We start from the raw sequence: 22,961 nt of genomic DNA, 5'->3' as shown, positions 1-22,961 counted from the left end.
GCCATGGGTTATTTATACCGGTTAACAGAGAGGGAAGGATTGCTGGAAACTTCCTAACGCAGAAGAATAATCTACCCCCTTTGAGCTGCAAGGTGAAGTATACAGTAACCTTTGCCGTTAGCTGCGTTAAAGCCAATTGAGCTGCCGGCCTTTGTTTATACTGGCAGGAATCAGGGTGGAACCGCGAATGACACATTCGCCCCTATATAGGGGATGAATGTGTTTTTTTATTTTTATTTAAAAAGGAGAGTGTTAAAAATGAAGGAACAAATTATGATTGCTTTTCCAGATGGACATAAAGAAGGTTTTGCCCGGAAGACAACAGTTGCAGAGATCGCGCAGTTTATTAGTCCTAGCTTAAGAAAAAAAGCCGTTGCTGGAAAAGTGGATGGAGTGCTTGTTGATTTGCAAAAAGGAATTGAAAAGGATGCTTCTGTAGAAATCGTTTTAAACGATTCTGAGGCTGGAGTGGAAATTGCCCGTCATACTGCTGCTCACATTTTGGCACAGGCAGTTAAAAGAAGTTACGGAAAAGTAAAGTTCGGGGTGGGACCTGTCATTGAAAATGGATTTTACTATGATATGGACTTGAAAGAAAGCCTTTCTTTAGAAGACCTTGCGAAAATTGAAAAAGAAATGGAAAAAATCGTTCAGGAAAACCTTCCTATCGAACGAATTGTGGTTTCTAGAGAAAAAGCCCAGGAAATATTTGAGGAAATAGGCGATCATCTTAAACTAGAACTGTTGAACGATATTCCAGAAAATGAGGTCGTTTCAATCTATAAACAGGGAGAATTCTTTGATCTTTGTAGAGGACCACATCTGCCGAGAACTGGGATGTTAAAAGCTATAAAGCTTATGAACGTATCCGGGGCATATTGGCGTGGCAACAGTGATAATCAGATGCTCCAGCGAATATATGGTGTTGCTTTTGCAAATAAAAAGGATCTGAATGACCATCTTCAATTCCTTGAGGAAGCGAAGAAGAGAGACCACAGGAAACTTGGAAATGAGCTTGAATTGTTTATGTTCTCAGAAGAAGCGCCAGGCATGCCGTTTTACCTGCCGAACGGAAACATCATCCGCAACGAGCTAGAAAACTTTCTTAGGGACTTGCAAATAAAAGAAAACTATAAAGAAGTCCGTACTCCGCTAATGATGAATCAACGCTTATGGGAAAAGTCAGGGCACTGGGAGCACTATAAGGAGAATATGTACTTTTCTAAAGTGGATGAATCAGACTACGTGCTTAAGCCAATGAACTGCCCTGGACATATGCTTATTTTTAAAGACAAGTTACGATCATATCGTGATCTCCCTCTCCGGATCGCTGAGTTTGGCCAGGTGCATCGCCATGAGTTCAGCGGAGCATTGAACGGCATGTTGAGAGTACGTACTTTCTGCCAGGATGATGCACATATCTTCGTAACTCCGGGGCAGATTGAAGAAGAGATCAAAAGAGTCCTGGACATTATCGACCAGGTATATCAAGTTTTGGGATTTGAGTATAGAGTAGAATTATCAACAAGGCCGGAAGACTCGATGGGAAGTGATGAGCTCTGGGAGAAAGCCGAAGGAGCACTTCAAAAAGTTTTAGATGAAATGAACTACGATTATGACCTTAATGAGGGTGATGGAGCTTTTTATGGACCGAAAATCGATTTTCACATTAAAGATGCGTTGAATCGCAGTCATCAATGCGCAACTGTTCAGCTCGACTTTCAAATGCCGGAGAAGTTTGATTTGCACTATGTTGGAGAACGAGGTGAAAAGGAACGGCCTGTTGTTATCCATCGGGCAATCCTTGGCTCGTTAGACCGATTCTTCGGTATTCTTGTTGAACACTTTGCAGGAGCTTTCCCTGTCTGGCTCGCTCCAGTACAGGCAAAGGTAATTCCGGTTTCAGAGGTCCACCATGAATATGCACAATCGATCGTTGACCAGTTAAGCAAGAATAGCATACGGGTAGAAGCGGATTTTCGCAGTGAAAAACTCGGGTATAAAATCCGAGAGGCACAGGTGAAAAAAATCCCATATCTTCTGGTTGTGGGTGATAAAGAAGCGGAGAATAATTCTGTTAACGTCAGAAGGTACGGACAGGACAGTTCAAAAGCCATGACACTGGAGGATTATAAGAAAAAGGTTTTGGATGCTATAAGTGCTAAAGATTTATCTTGATTATTTCCCATAACCAATTCCCAAGAAAAAAAATGCCCCCAGCAGATTTATGCGGGGCATTTTTTTTACTTTTGTTTCTTTCTTTGAACATCTGTAGGTTCAAAGCCTGGCTTTTCTTCGTATTCGTAAGTCTCAGCCAGTTCTTTTGAAAGTTCGACTTCTTCTTTACTCAAGCCACCAGTCTGATTAGGCGCCTGTGAGATTTTTTTCTTATGGTTATTGCCTTTTTGACCATGATCCATCCTTCCCATGGAATTCCCTCCTTCAAAGATAATAACAGTATTAGAATGTAGCAAAAACACAAAGAAATGCATGCCTAATATTTCAATAAAAAGGTTTTAATCAAAAAAAGAGTGGTAAAAAAAGAGTAACCCGTTTAAGGAGGGATTTAAGATGAAAGTTGCAGTTATGGGCGCCAGCGGCAGTGTGGGAGAACATGTCATCAAATTTCTTAGCAGGAAAAATTACGAATCTGTCGCAGTAATAAACGAAACCAACAAGACTGAGGAAATGAAAAAGTTAGGCGCAACAGAAGTAGCGGTCAGTAATGATGAACATTTTGAAGAAGCATTTGCTGATTGTGATGCAGTTATCTATGTTTCCGGAGCGAGTCCAAATGCCGGCGAAACGAAAACAGTCCTAGTTGACCATCGGGCTGTAATTGACTCTGTAAAGGAAACAAAAAAACAGGGAATTGACCGGTTTGTTTTCTTGAGTGCGATCCGCGCCAATGAACCGGAAGATAGTGATTCCCGAACGACAGGTGCGAAGGATGAACCTGATGAACTTCTAAGACAGGAAGGACTGACGTATACGATAATCCGTCCCAGTCATTTGGTGGACAAACCGGGCAGTGGAAAGATTGAAGCAGCTGAATCGGTAAGCAGTGAAGGCGAAATTCCAAGAGAAGATGTTGCCGCAGTTCTAGTCGAAGTACTAGAGAATGAGGCTACATATAAACAAACATACGAAGTAACCGCTGGTGACACGAGGATAGAAGAAGCATTTTAATCGGTTAGACCAGATAAAAATAAAGTAATGACAAGAAAAGGGTGATATTGTGAGTACTGTTGCATATTTAGTAATAGCTCTTCTCGTAATTGTAGTTCTTGCTCTTTTAATTCCGGTCGGGTTTTTAGTTTGGCTTTATATAAAAGACGATCGGCAAAAGCAGCATGCGATTTTGAGAAACTTTCCTGTTCTGGGTAATGTCCGGTATATGACAGAAAAAATCGGGCCGGAGTTACGGCAATATTTATTTAATAACGATAATGAAGGAAAACCATTCTCGAGGAAGGAATACCAGGACGTTGTAAAGGCCGGAAAATATAAACAGCGCTTGATTGGCTTTGGATCTGACCGAGACTTTCAAGCTGAGGGCTTTTATATTCGAAATACTTTATTCCCCAAGTTGCGAGATGAGCTGAAGGTAGATAACACGGATAAGATCAAAACGAAGGCCTATAAAATAGACAAGGACGGTCTTTTTACTCGTAAAGAACATCATGAAGAACAGCTTGTTGATCCGTACTTTTTAAGAGATGAAGACGCAGTTGTTCTTGGTGAAAACAGGTGCAGGGAGCCATTTAAGGTGAAAGGGCTTGTCGGACAATCTGCAATGAGTTTTGGAGCTCTTGGAGAGAATGCGATTACCGCACTATCAAAAGGATTGGGCCTTGCAAAGGGAACATGGATGAATACTGGAGAAGGCGGCCTGTCTGACCACCATTTAGCCGGAAACCCGGATATTATTATGCAAATCGGTCCGGATCTGTTTGGAGTAAGAAAGCCAAGCGGTGAGTTCTCCTGGGAAGAGTTTAAGAAAAAAAGTGAAATGGATCAGGTGAAAGCTTTTGAATTAAAACTAGCACAGGGAGCTAAGACAAGGGGCGGACATGTGGAAGGATCCAAAGTAACCGAAGAGATTGCAAAAATTCGCCTTGTTGAACCAGGTAAAACGATTAACAGTCCAAATCGATTCTACGAGTTTGATAATCCGGATTCTATGTTTGATTTTATTGAGAAGTTAAGAGATGTTGGCGGAAAACCGGTTGGTATGAAAATTGTAGTAGGTGACCTCGATGCTCTAGAAAACATGGTCTCCACGATGAAGGAAACAGGAAAAGGACCCGATTTTATCACTGTAGATGGTGGAGAAGGGGGAACAGGTGCTACATTCCAGGAACTTGCTGATGGAGTCGGGCTGCCGATTCAAGCTGCCCTTCCTGTAGTGGATGAAATACTGAAGAAATACGAAGTAAGGGATAGAGTGAAGGTGATTGCATCAGGAAAGTTGATTACTCCTGATAAAATTGCAATCGCACTTGCGATGGGAGCAGATTTAGTCAACATCGCACGCGGGTTCATGATTAGTGTAGGCTGTATCATGGCTCAAGTATGCCATACGAATGAATGCCCTGTAGGTGTCGCTACTACTGATAAGAAACTGCAAGAAGGGTTAATTGTAGAAGAGAAGCATTATCGGGTTGCAAACTATGTAATTTCATTGCGTGAAGGCCTGTTTAATCTAGCGGCTGCAGCTGGACTCGATTCTCCTACGAAGTTTGAACGAAAACATATTGTCCACAAGGATGACCTGGGTCGTGTTTCTCCTGTGGAAGATCTTATTCATGCAGCAAAAAGAGCCCAGCTCCAAAAACACTAAATCATGTTGCTAGGATTAGAAGACGGATCAGCAGTTATTAGCTGTCCGTCTTCTTATTTTTTCGATGCAAAAAGAGTGTTTGGCACATCCAGCTTGTCCAGTTTGTCAGCTAATCCCCGTTTTTCTGGAGATGGATCGGGTTTAATGGCAAAAAAGGTTAACAGAGAACCAAGAACACTGAACACAGCCAGGCAAAGGTAGACCAAATTAAAGGAAAATCCCATCAATGTTGCAACGACCGGGGGTCCGGCAGCTACCCCTATAAATCTCATACTGCTGTAAATTGATGTGATCGTCCCTCTTTCTTGCTTATCGATCCCTTCCGTAATTAAAGCATCCAGACATGGTAATGAAACTCCGATTCCTGCACTGCCAAAGGAGAGCAACGTTATGATCATTAATAGGCTAGCTCCAGGTTTGATTAAAAGTAGCGTAACACCACAGGTTAAATTTCCAATAAAGATTGTCCATTTCATAATATTTTTATTTTTACCTATTTTTTTGCCGGTGTAATAAGATGCCAGGCATAGAACGAAAAGTGGGATAGCCAATATTCCGCCTTTTGAAATTCCATTTATGCCAAACTTTGATTCCAATATGGATGACAAGTGAAAAAGAAAGCCAAATAAAATGAACATGTTAAAACATCCTATTAAAAACACAGATGATAACCAACGCCAGTTTTTAGAGAATATTCCTTTTATAGAATAGGCGAACTTTTTAAACGTAACCTTTTCTTCGTCATTTACCGGGGGTTTAACTAAAAAAAGCATCAATAAAACAGATACTAGTGAAAAGATAGGGATAGAGACAAAAGGGATAAACCATATGATTGCCGCCAGGATTGCCCCTAAAATCGGACTTAAAACTTTGCCGAATGTATTGGAGGTTTCGATAATTCCTAACCCTTTACTAATCTCTTCATCCTTTTTAAATAAGTCCCCCACGGTTGGAAGAACGACTGGAAAAGCTCCCGCGGCTCCTATTCCCTGTAAGAAACGGCCGATTAAAATAACGGTATAAGGATTATTTAATTTCCAGGCAGCAAAGGCGGAGAGTGCCCCTCCGAGACCTGTGATAATTAGGCTTGGGATGATAACTTTTTTTCTTCCGATTCGATCTGAGATATAACCGGCAAAAGGAATGAGAAGGATTGCTACGATCGAATATACAGTAATGATCATACTGGACTGGAAAGGGGTGATTCCGATTTCCTTCTCCATGGTAGGCAAAACTGGAATAAGCATGGAGTTTCCTAATGTCATAACGAGCGGGATAGAAGCTAATGCAAAAAGATCCCATTTCTTTTTCAAGGTATTGTCCCTCCAAACAGCTATCTGAATTATCACGATGTTATTATGCTGGTTTAATTTGTTTCTGTTATACAAGGGCATTTTTGGTTAGAAAGAGAGAAAAGAACCTACACCATAAGTTGTTTGGACTTCACTCCATGAAAAAAGCCCCTTCCTGCATTGTCATACAGGAAGGGGCTAAAATGTGGGGGTTTTTAAAATGCCCAGTTGCCGTTTCTAAACAACGGTTCTTCTTCACCGTTTTCCATAATTCCATCGATGTCTATTTCAGCTGAGCCGATCATAAAATCAACGTGGGTAATGCTGGAGTTTGCACCTGCTTTTTCTAATTCTTCTTTGCTCATTTTTGTTCCGCCTTCGAGACAGGAAGCATAAGCGTTTCCAATCGCAAGGTGGCAGGATGCGTTCTCATCAAACAGTGTGTTGAAGAAAATGATGTTCGTATTTGAAATTGGCGAATCGTGAGGGACTAGGGCTACTTCTCCTAAGTAATGGGATCCTTCATCTGTTTCGATCAATCGCTTCAACGTCTCATAGCCTTCTTCAGCTTTATAGTCGACAATTTTTCCTTTTTCGAAAGTAAGGCTGAAGTTTTCGATCAAATTACCACCGTAACTTAAAGGCTTGGTACTGGAAACAGTACCGTTAACGCCGTCTTTTAAAGGAGTGGTAAATACCTCTTCTGTCGGCATATTAGCTACAAATATCGCTCCTCTTTCATTTGGGCCGCCGCCTCCAACCCACAGGTGGCCATCCGGAAGTTCAATTGTTAAGTCGGTGCCTTCAGCTTTATAGTGCAGCTTTTTGTATTTTTTATTGTTGAGGTAATCTACCTTTTCACTTAAGTTTTCATTGTGTTTTTTCCACGCTTGTATAGGATCTTCTAAATCAGCTCTTGTTGCCTTAAAGATAGCATCCCATAACTTAGACATTTGTTCTTCTTCATTTGCATCAGGAAAAACTTTGGCAGCCCATTCTTTAGAAGGAGCGGCAAGAACGGTCCAGCTGATTTTGTCGGCCTGTGCATATTCACGGTATTTGCCCATTGCTTTTCCGCCGGTTTTATTAGCTTCAGCGATTCTTTCGGGGTCTACCCCTTTGAGCAGATCGGGATTAGAAGCAACGATTGACATGAACGCAGCTCCATTTTCTGCCATCTCTTCATATCCTTTTGCTTTCCACATCGGGAAATCTTTGAAGGCTTCATCAGGTGCCATGTCGAATTTAATTCTAGTAAGATCATCATCATGCCACTCAACATGCACATTCTTTGCTCCCGCTTCATATGCCTTTTTTGCAACCAGGCGAACTAATTCAGCAGCTGCTAGCGGTGCATTAACAACAAGCGTTTGATCTTTCTGGATATTCACGCCGACTCTAACACCTAGATCAGCATATTTTTCAAGGTTTTTTTGGTATGTAAGCATAAAATAAGTCTCCTTTATGTAAATTGTCAATAAATTCATTTTAACAGGTTGGAAAGCGATTTGAAACTTTTACGATACGTAAATGGGGTGAATTCAATGATTGGAAAATTGATCGGGAAGGGAAGGACAGGGGAAATTTACGACTGGGAAGAAGGTAAGGTAATTAAGCTGTTCTTTCATTCGGTGAAAGAGTCTTTTGTTGAACAGGAAGTAGTGCTTGGTAAATGGCTGCAAAGCATGGGACTAATGGTGCCTCAAGTTTACGGAAGTGTTGAGATGGATGGCCGTTCAGGGATTGTTTACGAAAAGATCAGTGGTGTTTCTATGACAGAGAAGCTACTTGATCCCAATGGAAATGTCACCGAATCTGCAAAGGAGTTAGCAAAACTGCATCAAAACATACACCGTGTTGATGCAAGAAACCTGCCAGCTTTTACAGCAAAATTACAAGCAATTATTAAACGTACGCGGCTACTCGATTATCGGTCTAAAGAACAAATCTTATCCTATCTTGCAAAGCTTCCGGATGCAAACGTTCTTTGCCATGGGGATTTTCATACTGATAATGTATTAGTTGAGCAGGAAAAGAAGGTGGTCATAGACTGGGAAACGGCATGTAAAGGAAACCCTCTCTCTGATGTGGCAAGAACAGTGATGATCTACAAATATGCAATTTTACCCACCGAAATGCCGGTAGCTGCGAGAGAGAAAATCGAGGAATTAAGAACAGTATTGTGTGAGGAATACATTAAAGAATACTCGAGGCTTACAGGAACGAAAGAGGAAGAGATGAAGATGTGGCTCCTGCCTCTTATGGCAGCAAGATTAGAGGAAGAATTGTCAAAAGAAGAAAAACAGTTGCTGTTAAAGGAAATTGAATACCACTTAGAAAATATCTCAGATGAAAACCTGAAAACAATTTAGTGAAACTGATGAGGTGCGTTGCTATGATGAAGCTCAGCATGATGGAAAAGGTCGTCGATACTCTTGATGAAAATTGGAAAAGCCCGATTGCAGAAATGATTCTTAATAGGTGGGAGCATACCCCAGGAACAGTAAAGTATTATCGTGCAAGCGCCAATTTTTTGTTTATATTTAAAAAAGGAGAAGATATTTATTTTCTAAGAATAAACGAAGCTTCTGAAAGAACCTTTTACACAGTTCAGTCTGAGATAGCTATTTTACAGGATTTAAATCAATATTCTTTAAACGTAGTGCAGCCTATTAAGTCGCTGGATGGTAATCTTGTAGAAGAAGTTCAAACAGAAGTCGGAACATTCTATGCAGTTGTATTTAAAAAACTTAAAGGAAGACACAAGGAGCTCGAAGATTTGGCTGAAGAAGAATTTATGCGGTGGGGCGAAAGTCTGGGGAACCTTCATAAAGCAATGAAAAGTGTCTCTGAAAAACATTTACATAACCGCACAAACTGGAAAGACCAGCTTGCTTTTATTAAAGAGACGGTTGTTGAACATGATCCTGTTACAGAAAGAGAACTTCATTTAGTAAGTGATTGGCTTGAAAGCTTGCATGCTACAAAGGAAAACTATGGTTTGATTCATTATGATTTTGAACTTGATAATCTTTGCTGGACAGAAGATACCATCAATATATTGGACTTTGACGACTGTTCGGGAAACTGGTATGTCGCAGATATTGCCTATGCGCTTAGGGATTTATTCAAAGAGGAAATCGAATTGGAACATCCTTCTTTTAAGGCATTTATCAAAGGTTATCAAATAAAAACCGATATAGATTATGAGCTGCTTCAACAGATTGAATGGTTTATGAGGCTTCATAACTTGGTGACATTTGCGAAGTTGAAACGCGCTGTTGATGGTGCGCCTTCTCATAACAAGGCTGAGTGGCTGGCCGGTTTAAGCTCAAAGCTTATGAATGTGATGGATCGGTATCGAACTGGATTTGAACGGACAGAAAAGCTAACCTGAGAAACAAAATCCAAAAAGTCTTCGGTATATTTTAAAACATTTTAACCATGGCAAAGGGATTCACAATACTCTTGGAGAGGTGGAAGTGTTCATGACAATCTCGAATAAGGACTTGATATCCATGGAAAATGAGGAGTCGTTATGGAAGGTGATTGAGCCGGTGATTTTAAAAATACGCGGCAAAAGTTATGATGTGAAATCCAGTGTGTATAACCAGCTTACGAGAGGACAGCAATCCCTTATGATGTTTCGAGTCCTTTATGACCATGGGAAGGATAGTGTGACAGAATTTTATTTATGGATGTCTCTTCTTGTAGGGGAACAACCTGCTACTTGGAAAGAGATCAAGCGATCGTTTCTATATTTTCAGGACAATGATATGTTGGGTTTCTTAGAAAAGACAGAAAGGGAATTTACGGAAAATTTTCTTTTGCAGGGGTCTGAACCTCGACAATTACTCGATGGAAAAAAGGAACAAATAGTTACTGATCTCTATGAAGATTTTCTAAGAATAGTGCCGGGCACAAAAGGCTTGATCTGTGCACACATACGAAGTCATCCTGATGAATTTTTATTATTAGAAAAGCAGTGAACAAAGAGAGAAGAAATGGAACGGGGGAGTCAAATGTTTACCTATCGAATTGATCAAGAACTGCAGTTAAAGTTATGGCAAAAACAAGATGCCCAAAGGTTATTTGAACTTATGGAAGAATCAAGGGAGCATATTCGAACTTTCCTTGGTTTTACAGATAGTACGAAAGAAGTAAGTGATACAGAGAAATTTATTGAAACTGCGCTACGCAGTTATGCAGAAAATTCCGCTTATCATATGGGTATTTTATTTAACCGTGAGTTGGTAGGTACAATGAGCCTGCATGATATTGACATGAACAATAAGAGTGCCGAAATAGGCTATTGGATATCTAAAAATTATGAAGGAAAAGGAATAATCAGCAGGACATGCAAAGGCCTGCTCGATGCAGCTTTTCATGAGCTTGGCTTAAACAGAGTGCAGATTCAGGCTGTTACCTCTAATAATAGAAGCAGGGCAGTCCCTGAAAGACTCGGTTTTAAACAGGAAGGCATTATCCGGCAAAAAGAATATTTGCACGGAAAATTTGAAGATCATGCACTATATGGAATTCTAAAGGAAGATTGGGTAAGTAATTAGGATTAAAAGAGTATAGGGTGGAGAATAAAGCTTCAGTGCCTATGAAGCGTTGATTTTAACGAGCAGTTTTGCTTGAAACTTATGGTTACTATTATTGCGGTTACAAGCAAAAAAATAACCATCCTGCCCCGGCAAGGGATAGGATGAGTCAATCTTTAATAGTCTTCGAGCCACCGCTCTTCTTGCGTTATAGCTACGTAACGTTGGGGGGTAGCTCCCCAGCGTTCTTTTATTAATGTATGTCTTCTAGTTTCATTATTTGCAATTATTTGAGATGTGGCGAAGCCCTGGCCTTTACCATTATATCTGCTTTCCAATGAGAGATCTAAAATTGCAACCGCTAAGTTTTGAATAGAGTAAAAAATCCTTGTCATAAATAAGGTTTTTAAGCTAAAATAATCTCTAATATATTTTAAAAGTAATGAAAGGAATCAGTAGCATCTTATCTCCCTGTATCAGAGAGCCGATGGCAGGTGCGAATCGGAACAAAGATAAGTGTGAATTACCTCCTTGAACTTTCCCTGTGAAATGGAGTAGCGGGGAACGGGCGTACCGTTATACGTATAAGCGGAAGGGTTTTATACAATTCTTCAACAAGGGTGGTACCGCGTGCAACCACGTCCCTTTATTAGGGATGTGGTTTTTTTATTTTGAAAGGGGAAAAGAGTCATGGATAATTTTTTAGAGAAGCTTTCAAACGAACAATTAAAAGAAGTAGAAAGGCAATTTTCGATTTATTCCCAGGGTGCCCAAGAAATCATCCCTGCAGAAGAATTGAAAAATAAAATCGCAAAGTCAATTTACCATGAAACACCATTAAAAATTAAACTCGGATTGGATCCTTCAGCTCCTGATGTGCATATAGGCCATACGGTAGTATTAAACAAATTAAGGCAGTTTCAAGAAAATGGCCATGTTATTCAATTGATTATAGGAGATTTCACAGGAAAAATCGGTGATCCAACAGGAAAGTCAGCGGTGAGGAAGCAGCTTACGGATGAAGAAGTGAAGAAAAATGCACAGACCTATTTTGAACAGTTCGGGAAAGTGCTCGATATGGAAAAAGCAGAGCTCTTTTATAATTCTAAATGGTTGTCATCCCTTACTCTGGAAGACACCATTCGCTTAGCGGGTACCATCACTGTGGCCCGCCTGCTTGAAAGAAATGATTTTTCTAACAGGTTAGGTTCAGGAAAGCCAATATCACTCCACGAATTTTTCTATCCTTTGATGCAGGGCTATGATTCAGTTGAATTGAAAAGTGATATAGAGTTAGGCGGAACCGATCAGCACTTTAACCTTTTGATGGGAAGACATTTACAGGAACATTATGAAAAAGAGAAACAGGTAGTTATGATGATGCCGCTTATCGAAGGGTTAGACGGAGTAGAGAAAATGTCAAAGTCCAAGAACAATTACATTGGCGTCGACGATAAACCCAATGATATGTTTGGAAAGACCATGTCGATCCCGGACGAGTTAATTATTAAATACTTTAAACTAGTGACTGATCTGCCATATGAGGAGAAGGACCGATTGGAAGAGGAATACGTAAATGGCTCGCTGCATCCAAAAGATGCAAAAATACTTTTAGGTAAGACACTAGTGAGGATGTACCATGGAGAGGGTGCTGCAGAATCTGCCGAAAAGCATTTTAAATCGGTATTCCAAAAAGGAGCAATGCCAGATGAGATTCCTACTGTAAACTGGGAAGGTGAAAAGCTTGTTCCTGTTATTGATTTGCTTGTTCAGTTAGACCTGCAGAAATCTAAAAGCGAAGCGCGAAGAATGATTCAAAACGGCGGTGTGAAGCTTAACGGAGAAAAGGTTACTGATCTTAAGCTTGATGTCTCCATAACAAACGATCTGATTGTTCAGGTTGGAAAGAGAAGATTTGTGCAGCTGAAGACGAAGAGTAAATAAAATTAAAGACACAGAATTTTTATTAACAAATTAAGATTTTTTTGAACAATAGAGAAGGGATGCATCTTTGCATCCCTTTTAACTGGTTGCCAATAGTTTATTTCCTGATGAACATTTGTGTCCAGTAAATACCCTGTGTCTCATCTTTTGCATTTCCAACACCTATATGTGTTAAATCCTTAGTTAAAATGTTTTTTCTATGTCCCGGACTGTTCATCCAGGCTTTAACCACTTCTTCTGGTGATGACTGGCCAGCAGCAATGTTTTCAGCAGCTTTGCTATAGTCAACCCCGAATTGCTTCATCATCTGAAAAGGCGAACCATAGGTTGGTGAATTGTGCGAAAAGTAGTCGTTTGCCACCATATCTTCGGACTTTTTCTGAGCAACCTTTGTTAATTCAAGATCGGGCTTTAAGGCAGGTAAACCATTTTTTTGCCGTTCCTGGTTAGTTAGCTGTATTACTCTTTCTTTAAATTCAGAGTTTACTTTTGGTGCAGGCTGAGCTTTATCCATTCGATTGCCCATATCAATGTTTTCTTGCGGTTCTCTGTTTAGCTCTCTTTCAGGAGCAGGGGGCTGAGTGTAAAATTGATCAGGTATATTGCGGCGGTCTCTTTCAAAGTAACGGGTTTCCCTCTGTTCCTCTGGATTCGGAATTATCGGTGTGACAAATCGGTTGTTTCGGTTATCAAGTTGCCGTTGATTATCCGGGCCAAAGGTCATCGGGTTATAATTTGCTCTATTGTTAGTTGCTTCTTGATTATCAGTTGTATTGCAGGCCGCCAAAACGCTTAAGGAAAGCATTATAACGACCAGGCTTTTGTTATATTTTTTCATTTTGCTGTCTCCTTTAGAAATTCATTTAGACATCTTTAATTTTTGATGTACAGACTGTTTTTATCCGAGTGGAAATATGTAATTTTTGGTTTGCTATCATTGAGTTGAAGAAGCAGGATTCGATATAAGTAAAGAGAATAAAACTATAAGCATTTTTTTGAGGAGGAATTGAATTGAAGCAAGAGCTATTGAGAATAGGGACGACTTACATACCAGTTACCGACCTTGAAAAATCGACTGAATGGTATAATGAAAAGCTAGGTGCAGAAGTGAACTATAAGGATAATAAAAAAAGTATATTAGAACTGGCGAACCAGAGTTTCTTTTTAGTTAAGGCAAAAGCCGGACAGATTTTAAACTTTACGGATATCGATGGAAATGAACACTTTCCTTTTACTTTTGAAGTTGACGGAGAAGATAAACTGGTGAAGCTACATAACGAGTTAATGGAAAAAGGAGTCAGGGTGGGGGAAATCGAAGACCGAGGCCATCAAGGGAGAAATTTTGTGTTTTATGATCCGGACGGCAACAAGTTCGATGTTTGGAGCGTATTGAGTAAACGGTTCAAGGATTACTTTGGTCTATAAAAATATGGTGTTTTTCTGGATTTTCAATAAAAACACCGCTCTCTAACAGAGCCTTAAAACAAAATTTATAAAGGAGTTGCAAATGTCGAAAACTGAAAAAGCAAAAATGCTAGCAGGGGAGTTATATAATCCCCTCGATCCACAATTGTTTAAAGAACGGGAGAATGCTCGGAGATTAACGCGGCAATTTAATCAAACGCTTGAAACTGATCATGATAAGAGGATAACTTTATTGAAAGGACTGTTCGGTTCATCCATGAAAAATCTTTATATCGAACCTCCTTTTTACTGCGATTATGGATCTAATATTCACGTTGGCAATAATTTTTTTGCTAATTTTGATTGTGTCATTCTAGATGTTTGCAATGTTACAATAGGCGATAATTGTATGATTGCTCCCGGGGCTCATATTTATACTGCGACACACCCTATAAATCCGCTTGAAAGAAATGCTGGCACAGAATATGGAAAGCCAGTAACAATCGGTGATAATGTGTGGATAGGGGGAAAGGCTGTTATAAATCCAGGCGTTACAATCGGAAATAATGTTGTTATAGCATCGGGAGCAATTGTTATAAATGATATTCCCGATAATGTTGTTGTAGGAGGAAATCCTGCCAGAATAATAAAGGAAATTCAGTAATTATAATCAGGGGCGGGAATCGTAAAGGAATAAAGGAGCAACCTTTTAAACCAACGTATACATATTATTCGCTTTGTGAATAGCTTCATCTTGTTTCGTTTTATAATAAGAACGCAAGCAGTAGTTCATAGAAAGTAAATAATGGCATGTTTTTAACATGCCATTTCTCATATTTGATCTAAAATTCTTCATCCTCTGGCCGATCAATCGTAAAATCCCTTTTATTTAAGTTAGAATTCTCGATTGCTCGAATTAAACGCTCGTCGTTTTCCGTTTTTTTCTTCATAAAACTCATTGCTTTAAAAATAAAGACGATCGTTAGGACGACGATAAACAGCATTATAAGCATGTAGATGATTCCCAAAAAGCCAAACATCATGCCGAATATATCCATGCCGGGTCCTGGACCAGCCACAAGTAATCACTCCTTTTTCCCATTTTCTTTAGTATACCTGTAATGATAGCCATGACACAAAGTATCGATTTAGAACTGATTTTAAACAGGAATTACGTGTGATAGAACTTCATGCCTGCGGAACAAAGGAGGAACTTCATAAAAATGCAGAAAATAAAAATATGGGGGCTGATTGCCGGAATTTTGCTCGTTTTCATCGGTGGTATGGCATTCATTTTATATGATCGTTATATCAATGAAACACATTTAACTTTTTATCAATTAGATGAAGCCGAAAAAACAATAGGGAAAATTAAACAGCCAGGGTTAACGGAAAACTATAGAATCCAAAAGATAACATATGACAATGACGGTTTCACTCATCCTGTTACAAAAATTTTATACTCTAATAACGATTCTAGAATTACTTTTATACTCGCTTCTTCTTTATATGATGATTGGCCAACTGAAAGTATTAAAAACGTATCAAATAGAGATTTGGAATGGATCCATAAAGATGAAGAATACGTTCTTAAATGGCGAGAAACAAAAAAGGAAAGTTACAAATATCTGGTGACTGAACAAAAAAGTGACAAAGAGTGGTTAGTGAACATGGCAGAGAATTATAGGTAGACAGTCGGAAGTATTTAAGAAGTAGGCGAAAGCGATGATTAAAAAGGAAGAATATAGAACCCACATACTTCATTGGGACGATACAGAAGTTGTTGTGGCAGAAGTGAAAAAGAAATGGAAAAGGTAACTGCAAGCAGGTAATATCGTTGTTCTGTGCACATAAACTAATTATCGCATATTCCTAAACCTATTTAAATTCCAGGTCATAATATATAGTAAATAGTTACATTTAACGGGATTTAGGGAGGATTAATATGGCAATGGAAAAAAAGAGAGGCCCGCGTCCCGGATTCTGTATATTTCCTGGATACAAGTGGTGTGGACCGGGATGTAGTGGACCAGAAGAACCGATCAACGAGGTTGATGCAGCCTGTAAAGCTCATGATTTTTGTTATAAAAAATATGGGCCATCCTGCAAGTGTGATATAGCATTTATGAAACAGCTTGAACCGCTGGTCAACCCATATACTGAAGAAGGGCGCCATGCACAGGTTATGTATCAATATATGAAGTTTCGGACGATGTTTACTTGTTTGTAATAAAAATCAAAATAAAAAAGGCACCCGGATGGGTGCCTCATTTTTCATTACTTAGAAACGTTAGCAGCTTGTGGTCCGCGGTTTCCTTCAACGATTTCAAAAGAAACTTCTTGACCTTCTTCTAGAGTTTTGAAGCCTTCGCCTTGAATAGCAGAGAAGTGAACGAATACGTCGTCTTGACCTTCAACTTCGATGAATCCGAAACCTTTTTCTGAGTTAAACCATTTTACTTTACCTTGTAGCATTGTAAATCCTCCTGTGTGGCATATGGCCACTTTGTATTACTAATTGTTGCTCTAATAGTCATCTTTCAAGACGAAACACTTTTTAGCTATTCATTCTCTCAATCATACCGAACAAAATCAGTTAACCTTAGTATAACAGGGATACAAAATAAAGATATAGGTAATTTGAACTAATAAACCTGGGGCGAAGGAAATTTTTGATGAAAATCAACCATTTCAGTATGAAAACCGTCTAATTAATAGCAACTTAAAGAAAAGGGGATGGAAATGGAGGGCATCAATACACAACATTATTCTTTTGAAGATAGTGAAGCAAGAGCTCAAATAATGGAAGAGATAATGAAAGACTTTGGCGATGATATTTTACGGCTTGCATTTTCATATGTAAGAGATCACGGAACTGCGGAAGACATTGCACAGGAAGTATTTTTACGGTGTTACACGAAAATTGATCAATTCAGACAAGAGTCAAACCTAAAAACCTGGCTCTATAAAATAACAGTCAACCGATGCAAGGATCATTTACGGAGCGCTTATTTCAAGAAAACTTTTTTAACTGATGTCATTAACAAAATCCGCTATAAAAAGACGGAATCAACAGAAAGTATCTCGATTGAAAAACAAGATAGCGAACGGGTCGTTCAAGAGATTTTGTCATTGCCCACTAAGTTTTGTGAAGTTCTGTACTTATATTATTACGAGGAACTTACGCTGCAGGAAATTAGCGATTTGATTAATGTAAACCTTAATACTTTAAAATCCAGATTAACCAGGGGAAGGCAATTGCTTAAACATAAATTGGAAGGGGGCGACTTTCATGAATAAAAAAGAGGTTCGACAATCTTTTGAGAATAGCAGTTTTGAAAAAATAAAGTTCACAAAAAGGAATAGGGAAACAGTTCACCAATTGTATGAAAAAACATCAAAGCAAGCAGAAGCAGTTTCATCTAGATATATAAAACCTGTCTTAAGTTTCTCGGTGTGTGTTCTACTGATAGTCGCTTTCATACCGCTTGCAGAAACGAAGATTTTCACAGATGGACAAACAGGAAAGCTAATGATAGAAGGAAATGATATGCGTGCCGGGAACAACGAGGTTACAACAAAAGAACAGCTTCTCGAACGTCTTAAAGATCCGCTTTTATTTTTCGGTTCATTCGAAGGTAAGTACATTTATTTTAATAAAAATAAAAATGTTACAAAAAAAATAACTTACCAGGTGAGCACCAAAAGTGACAAAATAAACACAAATAACAATACCTCTTTCTTACAGATAATTGAAGGTACGGGTATACATGAACAAAAGCTTTTTGATGAGGTTGCTATTAAAAAACAACTTGCAAATAGCTCCGATGTCTTCCCTATGCTACCTTCTATGATAAATAATAAAGAAGAGTGGACATACCAGGGGACAGATAAGGTAAAAGGGGAAAAGGCAATAAAAATTAAAAGCGATTCTTTTCAAGCATGGTTCCACTCTAAAACCGGAATATTGCTTAAATATAAAAACAAGGATGGAAGCTATCTGGAAACAACCGGCCTAAAATTTAACGATGTAATAAATAGAGAGGTATTTAGGATCGGAACGATTGAACCGACAGGAACGATCCATGAATTTCCTGATGAGATGGTCTTCTTTATGGAACCGCCGAGATACAAGTTAATAATGGATATGAAACTAATTAAAGCAGAAACGCATGCATTTCCTGATCAAAATCAAATTAAACAAACCATAACAGGAAAGGACGGACAAACATTAACTTATTCAGTAAAGCAAGTCATGGAAGATTCTATGCCTCCTGGTGATAAAGAAGTAGATTTAAAGGATGGAAAAAATATAGTCATCACGAAGACTGACCGTTCTATTGATTTAAAATGGCGTGATGAAAAAAATGATTTAAACTATAACCTTATTTACCAGGGGGATGTTTCTCAAAACATGCTGGAAAAAATGTTGGATTCGATTACGAAAAAGTAAGCTGGTTAAAAATAACTTGAAAATGCCAGAAAAGTTATCATATAATTGTAAATACGGCTCTTAACTGAGATTAAACACTGCGCTATGACAATTGAAAGCGTTTGAACCATGGATTCTCTCGAATAATCCATGGTTTTTTCTGTCGTGAAAAATGAAATTGAGGGAGTGGTCAGATGGAAAAAAAGCAGCATGCAGATTATCAGAAGGAAGTCGAACGGCTTCAGTTCACGATGCAGTATATCGATGTGGTAATCAGAGCTTCGCAGTCAACGGAAGAAAATTTAAGAGAAAACTTAAAATCCGCACTTGAGGGTGTTGATTTTAAAGACAGCAGTTTAACTTATCTTAACATGTTGACCAATGCCAATTTCCTTAGAAGAACAGAAGAGGAAGTCCTCAATTTAAAGAAAATCCACAAAAAGCCATACTTTGCACGAATCAATTTTCAAAGAAAAGGTAAAGAGGAGAACGAAGAACTTTACTTTGGAAAAGGTTCATTGTTTGACAAAGAGACCCAGCAGCCGATAATCGTGGACTGGCGTTCGCCTATCGCCAACCTCTATTACGATGGAAGGTTGGGGGAGGTATCTTACGAAGCAGAAGGCGGAGAGTACAAAGGATATTTATCCCTGAAGAGGCAATATATAATTGAAGATGCAGAGATTCAGGAAATTCGAGATGTAGATTTAACAACAAACGATGAACTTTTGCAAAAGTCGTTAGCAGAGAGCTCAAGCAACCGTTTAACTGATATCGTATCTACTATCCAGGAAGAACAGAACCAGATCATCAGAGCCGATTTAAATAAACCGATCATAGTCCAGGGGGCTGCGGGAAGCGGTAAAACAACCATCGCTTTACACCGGATTTCTTATTTTATTTATACATATGCAGAACGATTTTCTCCAGGTGATCTGATGATTCTTGCACCGAACCGTTTGTTTATCGATTATATTTCAGAAGTACTCCCTGAGTTAGGCGTTGAGCGTTCTTTGCAAACAACATTTGTTGAATACGCCAAAGCATGTATCGCCAAGAAAATGAAGATAAAACATCCGGACGAAAAACTGATAAAGTTTATTAACAGAAGTGCAAAAGAACCGGATAAGCTTAAATGGATTGCTGCTTTTAAAGGGTCTTTAAAGTTCCGGAATATAATCGATGCTTACTTAGAAGATATCTTGCAAACTTTGCTCCCTGATCAAGATTTTTATATCTGGAAGTTCAAGGTTTATGAAGCAAAAGACATTCGCAGGCTAATGAAGGAAGAATAACACCTATTTACCTTTCTACCAACGGAAAGACAAGATAAAGAGAATCCTCCAGAATCATGTTCGAACAGATAAAAAGAAGTTCATTGAAAAGGTTACTAAATTTTATGATGAAAAAATCGAAAAGGCTTTATTCTTTCATAGTGCGGCAGAAAAAAGGCGGAACTATGTTGTCAAAGCGATGGACAAAAAAGAGGAAGCGATTAATGAAATTAAGAAACAATCCCGCACAGCAATTCATGCCTATCTTAAAAAGCTGCCGAATGTAAATTTATTTACCTATTATAAAGAACTAGTTACAAAAAAGGATATCTTTGGAAAATACGCGGAAACAATGTTAACAACTGAAGAAATTGACTACTTTATACACTATGAAACAAACCTCCATCAAGAAAAGACCTACGAACAGGAAGACCTTGCTGCCCTACTTTACCTTCAATACAAGTTATATGGAATCGATAAAGATCTGCGAGTGAAAAATGTGGTGATCGATGAAGCGCAGGACTATAGCTACTTCCAGCTATATGCTTTGAAGAGTGCACTTGAGACGGATATGTTTACCATTGTCGGTGATCTTGCACAGGGAATTCACTCATACCGGGGAATTAATGACTGGGATTTAGTAGTAAATCAAATTTTTCCGAGAGCTTCTTATCGAACATTGCAAAAGAGTTATCGGACCACAGTTGAGATTATGAACACTGCAAATGGAATTATGAAGCTGTTGAATCTTGAGTTGCCAACAGTAGAACCGGTCGTTCGACATGGCAGGAAACCTGAATTTCATCCTCATTCTAGCACAGAAAAAGAAACGGCCAAAAAAATATCGAACCATATCAAAAATCTTCATAAGGATGGGATGAAAACGGTAGCGGTTATAGGAAAGAATGATAAAGAGTGTAAGCGGATTTCAAAGCTTTTGAAGAAGCATTCCGATCTGCCTGTTCAGTTACTGAGAGAAAACGAAGAAATTAATAAAGAAGAGGTTGTCATAGTTAACAGCCTTTTATCAAAAGGTCTGGAGTTTGACGCTGTTCTCATTTGTTCCTTTGATGAAGTATTTGAGGAAAATGAAATCGATATAAAACTTTTGTATGTTTCGATGACAAGGCCACTTCATCATTTGTCATTCTTTGGTAAAGAACCGGGTGTTTTTATGCTGGATAGGATTTCATCTGAACTTTTTAATGTGAACTAATAGTACAACTTGATGACTATGATAAATTCAATTTATACTTACAGCGGTAGTTTAATTGTTAAATAACTAAAATCCACCTTTGTTTTTTATTAAAGCTTAACGTTAGAAAAGCAGACTCATAAGAGCCTGCTTCATTGTTGTAAAGATTGAAGCCGATCCTGTTTCTTTTTACCACCAGAAAGGTGAGAACGGTCCGAATCTGCCAATTCCATAGAACGGAAAACCGAATAGTCCAAACGGTCCAAAGAACGGAAAAAATTGACGGGTTTGGTCGGGGTCAAGATCGTTTCTAGGCTGAGCGGTTGTAGGCATTAATAAATAAAGTTTGTCGTTATCGTAACTATGGAGGATTCCCTGGTAAACCGAGGCATCCCTTGTTTCAACTTGAACGAATTGGTACAAGTTTTGTTGACACTTATGATGAAAGTGATGATGGTCATGATGGTGGTGTTCATAAGAGCTCGAAGACTCTGAATCTCTATAGCTTTCCATGATATCCGCCTCCTTTTTTTACCTTAGTAAAATATTCATTGTGATAAGAGATGTGTTTGACCATTAAAAAATAAAAAAACTTTTTCCGTTTTCTCAGGAAAATGTTCATCTGAATGATTTTTTTCAAAATGGATATTCTAACCTATAAATAGATAGGTTAGGGGTGTTAAATTTGAAAAAAAATTTGTTAATAGTTATCGGATTATGCGTATTTTCTTTAGTCGGATGTAACGTGAATGGGGACAATAACAATGATAAAAACAACAATGCAAACATCCAAAATGTAAACGATAACGACAGAAATAACCGTTATGAAGTAGCGGATGAAGCGGCAGACCGAGTGGAGAATCTTAAAGAAGTTAATAATGCTTACGTCATTACAACTGACAATAATGCATATGTGGCAGCAACACTAAAGGATAACGAAGAAGGTAAATTAACACGAGATATAGAAAAGAAAATATCTAAACAGGTAAAAGATACAGATAAAGATATAGACAATGTTTATGTATCCACAAATCCTGACTTTTTCAAGAGGATGGGTAACTACGCAAATAAAGTACAAAATGGTAACCCTATTCAGGGACTTGGAGAAGAATTCAGTGAAACGATTCGCAGGGTTTTTCCAAATCAGCGTTAACTAAAAGGATGAAGTTGGTTTCCCATACAGCTTCCAGATTATGTGGAAATCTGCAGCGGTGTGGGGGTTTTTTGTCTGATAAAGAAGGCTATTTTTAGGCTGGAGCTTTCGTTTTAACTTTGACTTACCTTAATCGATATGTACCCAAAAGATTTTTTATTAATATTGTAGAAAAAATGGTTGTAAACGTTTTTAGTTTACAACCATTTTTCCATAGGCTTTATTCTAATTTAAAAAGATCAGGAATTTCTGTTCATATAGATTTTAATATTCTTCAATGTTCCAATTATGTTCGAACTCAATAGCCCCTTTAAGGGTTTGGGCGACTGGACAGCCTCTATCAAAAACAGACAGAGCCCGTTCGGCAGCATCTCGTTTACCCTCCGGAACCTTGACGTTATATTCACAGCTGATCTTAGTGATTTTTAACACACCTTCAGGGGCTTCGATGGTACCCTGAACCTTTGCATTGACTTTATCCGGCGAAGTGGGTATTTTACGCGCTTCCAGCGCGCCAGAAAGAGTGCCGACCAGTCAGCCGCCGGCAGCTGCCACGATGTGGTCAAGTGTAGACGGATATTCTGTTTCAGGTTCAGTTCCATAAAACTCCTTTACCCCTCCATGTACACCATACATAACAGGTTCCTCGAAATCACCGATATATGCTTCTCGGATCTTATTTGCGGTATCTTTCTGGATGATTTTAATTTCCGTTAATTCAATTGGTTTGCTCATCTTATATCACCACCTATTTATAAGAATACCCGACTATACGATTACTAATCAAATGGGTAGATTAGCTATACATATACCAGTTACTTCTTATAAAACTAAAACCCATAATTTGCATATGTATTCATATCTTATCTGGTTTTTC

Annotated in this window: 26 protein-coding genes and 2 other annotated features (1 of these 28 running past the window's edge); of the genes, 17 read left to right on the top strand and 9 right to left on the bottom strand. The window is 38.7% G+C overall.

The window, feature by feature from the left end:
- Positions 1-207, top strand: a binding site (T-box leader) (it extends 17 nt beyond the left edge of the window).
- 51 nt (positions 208-258) lie between these two features.
- Entirely contained in the window at positions 259-2,178 is a 1,920-nt protein-coding gene (thrS, locus tag FCL54_RS13645) for a threonine--tRNA ligase (RefSeq protein ID WP_138127182.1), read from the top strand.
- A gap of 65 nt (positions 2,179-2,243) precedes the next feature.
- On the opposite strand, the gene FCL54_RS13640 is transcribed toward thrS, so the two are convergent.
- Positions 2,244-2,429, bottom strand: coding sequence for a YfhD family protein (locus FCL54_RS13640; RefSeq protein WP_171016843.1), 186 nt, complete (start codon positions 2,427-2,429; stop codon positions 2,244-2,246).
- A 142-nt stretch (positions 2,430-2,571) separates the two neighbouring features.
- Here FCL54_RS13640 and FCL54_RS13635 point away from each other — a divergent pair, with 142 nt between their 5' ends.
- Complete coding sequence (locus tag FCL54_RS13635) at positions 2,572-3,189, top strand: NAD(P)H-binding protein (protein WP_138127180.1); 618 nt, start codon at positions 2,572-2,574, stop codon at positions 3,187-3,189.
- Between the two features lie 49 nt (positions 3,190-3,238).
- The gene (locus FCL54_RS13630; protein WP_138127179.1) at positions 3,239-4,843 is read left to right on the top strand and encodes an FMN-binding glutamate synthase family protein; all 1,605 of its coding nucleotides are present in this window, start codon (positions 3,239-3,241) and stop codon (positions 4,841-4,843) included.
- A 53-nt stretch (positions 4,844-4,896) separates the two neighbouring features.
- On the opposite strand, the gene bcbE is transcribed toward FCL54_RS13630, so the two are convergent.
- The gene (bcbE, locus tag FCL54_RS13625; RefSeq protein ID WP_246055246.1) at positions 4,897-6,156 is read right to left on the bottom strand and encodes a bacillibactin exporter BcbE; all 1,260 of its coding nucleotides are present in this window, start codon (positions 6,154-6,156) and stop codon (positions 4,897-4,899) included.
- Between the two features lie 194 nt (positions 6,157-6,350).
- Positions 6,351-7,583 (bottom strand): aminopeptidase, encoded by a 1,233-nt coding sequence (locus FCL54_RS13620; RefSeq protein ID WP_138127177.1) that lies wholly within the window; start codon positions 7,581-7,583, stop codon positions 6,351-6,353.
- Between the two features lie 96 nt (positions 7,584-7,679).
- Here FCL54_RS13620 and FCL54_RS13615 point away from each other — a divergent pair, with 96 nt between their 5' ends.
- The 5 genes from FCL54_RS13615 (at position 7,680) to tyrS (ending at position 12,626) form a co-directional block, all read left to right on the top strand.
- Positions 7,680-8,507 (top strand): phosphotransferase family protein, encoded by an 828-nt coding sequence (locus FCL54_RS13615; protein WP_138127176.1) that lies wholly within the window; start codon positions 7,680-7,682, stop codon positions 8,505-8,507.
- 23 nt (positions 8,508-8,530) lie between these two features.
- Positions 8,531-9,532 carry a phosphotransferase enzyme family protein gene (locus tag FCL54_RS13610; protein ID WP_171016842.1) on the top strand — a complete coding sequence of 334 codons (1,002 nt, stop codon included), beginning with the start codon at positions 8,531-8,533 and terminating at the stop codon, positions 9,530-9,532.
- Between the two features lie 91 nt (positions 9,533-9,623).
- Positions 9,624-10,124, top strand: a complete 501-nt coding sequence (locus FCL54_RS13605) for a hypothetical protein (RefSeq protein WP_138127174.1) — start codon at positions 9,624-9,626, stop codon at positions 10,122-10,124.
- Positions 10,125-10,157: 33 nt separating this feature from the next.
- Positions 10,158-10,703 carry a GNAT family N-acetyltransferase gene (locus tag FCL54_RS13600; protein ID WP_171016841.1) on the top strand — a complete coding sequence of 182 codons (546 nt, stop codon included), beginning with the start codon at positions 10,158-10,160 and terminating at the stop codon, positions 10,701-10,703.
- Positions 10,704-11,115: 412 nt separating this feature from the next.
- Positions 11,116-11,331: a binding site (T-box leader), on the top strand.
- A 41-nt stretch (positions 11,332-11,372) separates the two neighbouring features.
- Positions 11,373-12,626 (top strand): tyrosine--tRNA ligase, encoded by a 1,254-nt coding sequence (gene tyrS, locus FCL54_RS13595; RefSeq protein ID WP_138127172.1) that lies wholly within the window; start codon positions 11,373-11,375, stop codon positions 12,624-12,626.
- Positions 12,627-12,723: 97 nt separating this feature from the next.
- Here tyrS and FCL54_RS13590 read toward each other — a convergent pair whose 3' ends face one another.
- Positions 12,724-13,464: a CAP domain-containing protein gene (locus tag FCL54_RS13590; RefSeq protein ID WP_138127171.1), complete on the bottom strand. Its 741-nt coding sequence runs from the start codon at positions 13,462-13,464 to the stop codon at positions 12,724-12,726.
- Positions 13,465-13,637: 173 nt separating this feature from the next.
- Between FCL54_RS13590 and FCL54_RS13585 the strand changes: the two genes are divergently transcribed.
- Positions 13,638-14,051 carry a VOC family protein gene (locus FCL54_RS13585; protein ID WP_138127170.1) on the top strand — a complete coding sequence of 138 codons (414 nt, stop codon included), beginning with the start codon at positions 13,638-13,640 and terminating at the stop codon, positions 14,049-14,051.
- 82 nt (positions 14,052-14,133) lie between these two features.
- On the top strand, positions 14,134-14,694 hold the full coding sequence (locus FCL54_RS13580) for a sugar O-acetyltransferase (RefSeq protein ID WP_138127169.1): 561 nt from the start codon (positions 14,134-14,136) through the stop codon (positions 14,692-14,694).
- 178 nt (positions 14,695-14,872) lie between these two features.
- Here FCL54_RS13580 and FCL54_RS13575 read toward each other — a convergent pair whose 3' ends face one another.
- Complete coding sequence (locus FCL54_RS13575) at positions 14,873-15,109, bottom strand: hypothetical protein (protein ID WP_138127168.1); 237 nt, start codon at positions 15,107-15,109, stop codon at positions 14,873-14,875.
- Between the two features lie 144 nt (positions 15,110-15,253).
- On the opposite strand from FCL54_RS13575, the gene FCL54_RS13570 reads away from it, so the two are divergent.
- Both FCL54_RS13570 and FCL54_RS13565 read left to right on the top strand, forming a co-directional pair.
- The gene (locus tag FCL54_RS13570) at positions 15,254-15,721 is read left to right on the top strand and encodes a hypothetical protein (RefSeq protein ID WP_138127167.1); all 468 of its coding nucleotides are present in this window, start codon (positions 15,254-15,256) and stop codon (positions 15,719-15,721) included.
- Between the two features lie 254 nt (positions 15,722-15,975).
- Complete coding sequence (locus FCL54_RS13565; RefSeq protein ID WP_342773889.1) at positions 15,976-16,260, top strand: phospholipase; 285 nt, start codon at positions 15,976-15,978, stop codon at positions 16,258-16,260.
- Between the two features lie 47 nt (positions 16,261-16,307).
- Here FCL54_RS13565 and cspB read toward each other — a convergent pair whose 3' ends face one another.
- Positions 16,308-16,505 (bottom strand): cold shock-like protein CspB, encoded by a 198-nt coding sequence (gene cspB / locus FCL54_RS13560; RefSeq protein ID WP_138127166.1) that lies wholly within the window; start codon positions 16,503-16,505, stop codon positions 16,308-16,310.
- A 267-nt stretch (positions 16,506-16,772) separates the two neighbouring features.
- Between cspB and FCL54_RS13555 the strand changes: the two genes are divergently transcribed.
- From FCL54_RS13555 to FCL54_RS24420, 4 genes are all read left to right on the top strand, one after another.
- Positions 16,773-17,330 carry a sigma-70 family RNA polymerase sigma factor gene (locus FCL54_RS13555; protein WP_138127165.1) on the top strand — a complete coding sequence of 186 codons (558 nt, stop codon included), beginning with the start codon at positions 16,773-16,775 and terminating at the stop codon, positions 17,328-17,330.
- Positions 17,323-18,483 (top strand): hypothetical protein, encoded by a 1,161-nt coding sequence (locus FCL54_RS13550; protein WP_138127164.1) that lies wholly within the window; start codon positions 17,323-17,325, stop codon positions 18,481-18,483. Before FCL54_RS13555 ends, FCL54_RS13550 begins: the two co-directional genes overlap by 8 nt.
- 173 nt (positions 18,484-18,656) lie before the next feature.
- Positions 18,657-19,757: a HelD family protein gene (locus tag FCL54_RS24425; protein ID WP_246055244.1), complete on the top strand. Its 1,101-nt coding sequence runs from the start codon at positions 18,657-18,659 to the stop codon at positions 19,755-19,757.
- Positions 19,758-19,935: 178 nt separating this feature from the next.
- Entirely contained in the window at positions 19,936-20,952 is a 1,017-nt protein-coding gene (locus FCL54_RS24420; protein WP_246055242.1) for a 3'-5' exonuclease, read from the top strand.
- A gap of 168 nt (positions 20,953-21,120) precedes the next feature.
- Here FCL54_RS24420 and FCL54_RS13540 read toward each other — a convergent pair whose 3' ends face one another.
- Positions 21,121-21,444 carry an LSm family protein gene (locus FCL54_RS13540; protein ID WP_138127163.1) on the bottom strand — a complete coding sequence of 108 codons (324 nt, stop codon included), beginning with the start codon at positions 21,442-21,444 and terminating at the stop codon, positions 21,121-21,123.
- 163 nt (positions 21,445-21,607) lie between these two features.
- Between FCL54_RS13540 and FCL54_RS13535 the strand changes: the two genes are divergently transcribed.
- Complete coding sequence (locus FCL54_RS13535; RefSeq protein ID WP_425467127.1) at positions 21,608-22,084, top strand: YhcN/YlaJ family sporulation lipoprotein; 477 nt, start codon at positions 21,608-21,610, stop codon at positions 22,082-22,084.
- Between the two features lie 264 nt (positions 22,085-22,348).
- On the opposite strand, the gene FCL54_RS24815 is transcribed toward FCL54_RS13535, so the two are convergent.
- Together FCL54_RS24815 and FCL54_RS13525 are read right to left on the bottom strand one after the other, a co-directional pair.
- Complete coding sequence (locus FCL54_RS24815) at positions 22,349-22,618, bottom strand: OsmC family protein (protein ID WP_138127161.1); 270 nt, start codon at positions 22,616-22,618, stop codon at positions 22,349-22,351.
- Positions 22,619-22,819 carry a hypothetical protein gene (locus FCL54_RS13525; protein WP_138127160.1) on the bottom strand — a complete coding sequence of 67 codons (201 nt, stop codon included), beginning with the start codon at positions 22,817-22,819 and terminating at the stop codon, positions 22,619-22,621.
- Positions 22,820-22,961 lie beyond the last annotated feature (142 nt).

Source organism: Exobacillus caeni, assembly GCF_005747095.1.
GTDB lineage: Bacteria > Bacillota > Bacilli > Bacillales > Guptibacillaceae > Exobacillus > Exobacillus caeni.
This window is presented reverse-complemented; position numbering and strand designations above follow the sequence as displayed.